The 2,147-nt window shown below is 71.2% G+C and carries 2 protein-coding genes; one reads left to right on the forward strand and one right to left on the reverse strand.

All coding sequences use genetic code 11. The annotated features are described in order from the left end of the window. The first annotated feature begins 20 nt into the window (after nt 1-20). The gene (locus FDZ70_09610) at nt 21-1,421 is read left to right on the forward strand and encodes an L-seryl-tRNA(Sec) selenium transferase (GenBank protein ID TLM69728.1); all 1,401 of its coding nucleotides are present in this window, start codon (nt 21-23) and stop codon (nt 1,419-1,421) included. 18 nt (nt 1,422-1,439) lie between these two features. Here the strand turns inward: FDZ70_09610 and mscL are convergent, their stop codons facing one another. Continuing rightward, on the reverse strand, nt 1,440-1,832 hold the full coding sequence (gene mscL, locus FDZ70_09615) for a large conductance mechanosensitive channel protein MscL (protein ID TLM69729.1): 393 nt from the start codon (nt 1,830-1,832) through the stop codon (nt 1,440-1,442). Nucleotides 1,833-2,147 lie beyond the last annotated feature (315 nt).

Here is a 2,147-nt window from a genome sequence, read left to right on the forward strand (position 1 = left end):
CCTCGGGTATCCTGTAGCGCATGACCGACGACCTGCAGTCACGCCTGCGCCGCCTGCCGAAGGTCGACGCGCTGCTCGAGCGCGAGGACCTCGCGGCGCTGTGCGCCGAGGTGCCCCGCGCGCTCGTGCTCGACGCGGTGCGCGAGGCCGTCGACGCGGTGCGGACCGAGCTCGCTGACGGGCGTGACGCCGATCCGGCCGCCGACGCCGTCGCCGCGGCCGCGATCGCGCTCGCACGCGCCAAGGCGCGCCGGTCGCTGCGGCGCGTCATCAACGCCACCGGGATCGTCGTGCACACGAACCTCGGCCGATCGCCGCTCGCGGAGTCCGCGATCGAGGCCGTGGTGGACACGGCGCGCGGGTACTCGACGCTCGAGTACGAGGTCGAGTCCGGCGAGCGCGGGTCGCGCCACGCTCACGTGGAGGAGCTGATCTGCCGGCTGACCGGCGCCGAGGCCGCGATGGCGGTCAACAACAACGCCGCCGCGGTGTTGCTGACGCTTGCCGGCCTGGCGCGCGGCAAGGAGGCCATCGTCTCGCGCGGGCAGCTCGTCGAGATCGGCGGGTCGTTCCGCATCCCCGACGTGATGGCCGAGTCGGGCGCCACGATGGTCGAGGTCGGCGCCACCAACAAGACGCACCTGCGCGACTACGAGGCCGCGCTCACCCCGAACACCGGCCTGTTGCTCAAGGTCCACTCGAGCAACTTCCGCGTCGTCGGCTTCACCGAGGAGGTCACCTTGCGCCAGTTGGTGGACCTCGGCGCGGAGCATGCGGTGCCCGTGTACGAGGACCAGGGCTCAGGCGTGCTCGTCGACCTGCGCGACCACGGGCTGCCGTACGAACCGACCGTGGGCGAGTCGGTCGCCACCGGCGCCGACGTCGTCACCTGCAGCGGCGACAAGCTGCTCGGCGGGCCCCAGGCCGGCATCATCGCGGGCAAGTGGCACGTCATCGCCGCGCTCAAGAAGCACCCGCTCGCCCGCGCGGTGCGGCTCGACAAGATGACGCTCGCCGCACTCGAGGTGACGCTGCGCCTGTACCTCGAACCCGAGCGCGCCGCGCGCGAGATCCCGACGCTGCGGATGCTGTTCGCCTCGAAGGCCGAGATGGCCGAGCGCGCCGCGCGGCTCGCCGACGCGATCGCCAAGTGCTCGCCCGGCGCCTACCTCACCGGAGTGCAGGACGATGTCTCGCGCGCCGGGGGCGGGGCGCTGCCGATGGCGGACCTGCCGACCGTCGTGGTCGCGGTCTCGCCCCAGCGCACCGGCGTGGTCGATCTGGAGCGGAAGCTGCGGACCGGCGAGCCGCACGTCATCGCGCGCATCGCCGAGGACCGCGTGCTGCTCGACCCCCGCACACTCTCGGTCGACGAGGAGCGCGAGGTCGTCGACGCGCTCGCGAGGGTCGCCGGCGAGTAGCGCGGTCGCGGGGCCTGTCTACTCGGCGATCAGCTCACTCGTGCACGCCGGACAGCGCGTCGCCTTCTTGGGTACGGCGGTCAGGCAGTAGGGACACTCCCGGTCGGCCGACTCCTCCTGCCTGCGGAACTTCGAGACCGCCTTGACCAGGATGAACAGCGCGAACGCGACGAGCAGGAAGTTCAGGATGGCGCTCAGGAACTGCCCGTAGGTCAGCGAGACGCCGGGCGTGATCTTCAGCGCGAGCGCCTCGAGGCTCGCCTTCCCGCCGCCGAGCAGGCCGAGCAGAGGGTTGATCAGGTTGTCGACGAACGCCTTGACCACCGCGTTGAACGCGGCGCCGATGATCACGCCGACCGCGAGGTCGACGACGCTGCCCTTGAACGCGAACTCCTTGAACTCCTTGAGCATCAGGCCGTGGCCCCTCTCGGATCGTATGCGCTGACTGGGTCAGTCTCGCACGCGGCGCGTCACGTCGCGAGTGCTTCCGCGCCGACGTGCGACGAGGGCTGGGCAGGGGTCCGCAGGCGGCTTACACGGAACCGCGAGAGCGCGCCGTGGGGCGGATGGCCTGCACGCGCGGGCGATGCGGTATGGTCATACGCGGAAGCGCGGAGCCGCGGTGGAGGATTCGACGGTTCCGTTGAATCAAGGGTTAGTGAGTGTCGCGCCGTCCTGAGGGGGAGCATGCTCCGGCGCATCATCCTTGGATTCGGCCTCGCCACC

Source organism: Actinomycetota bacterium, assembly GCA_005774595.1.
In the GTDB taxonomy this organism is placed as follows: Bacteria; Actinomycetota; Coriobacteriia; order Anaerosomatales; family D1FN1-002; genus D1FN1-002.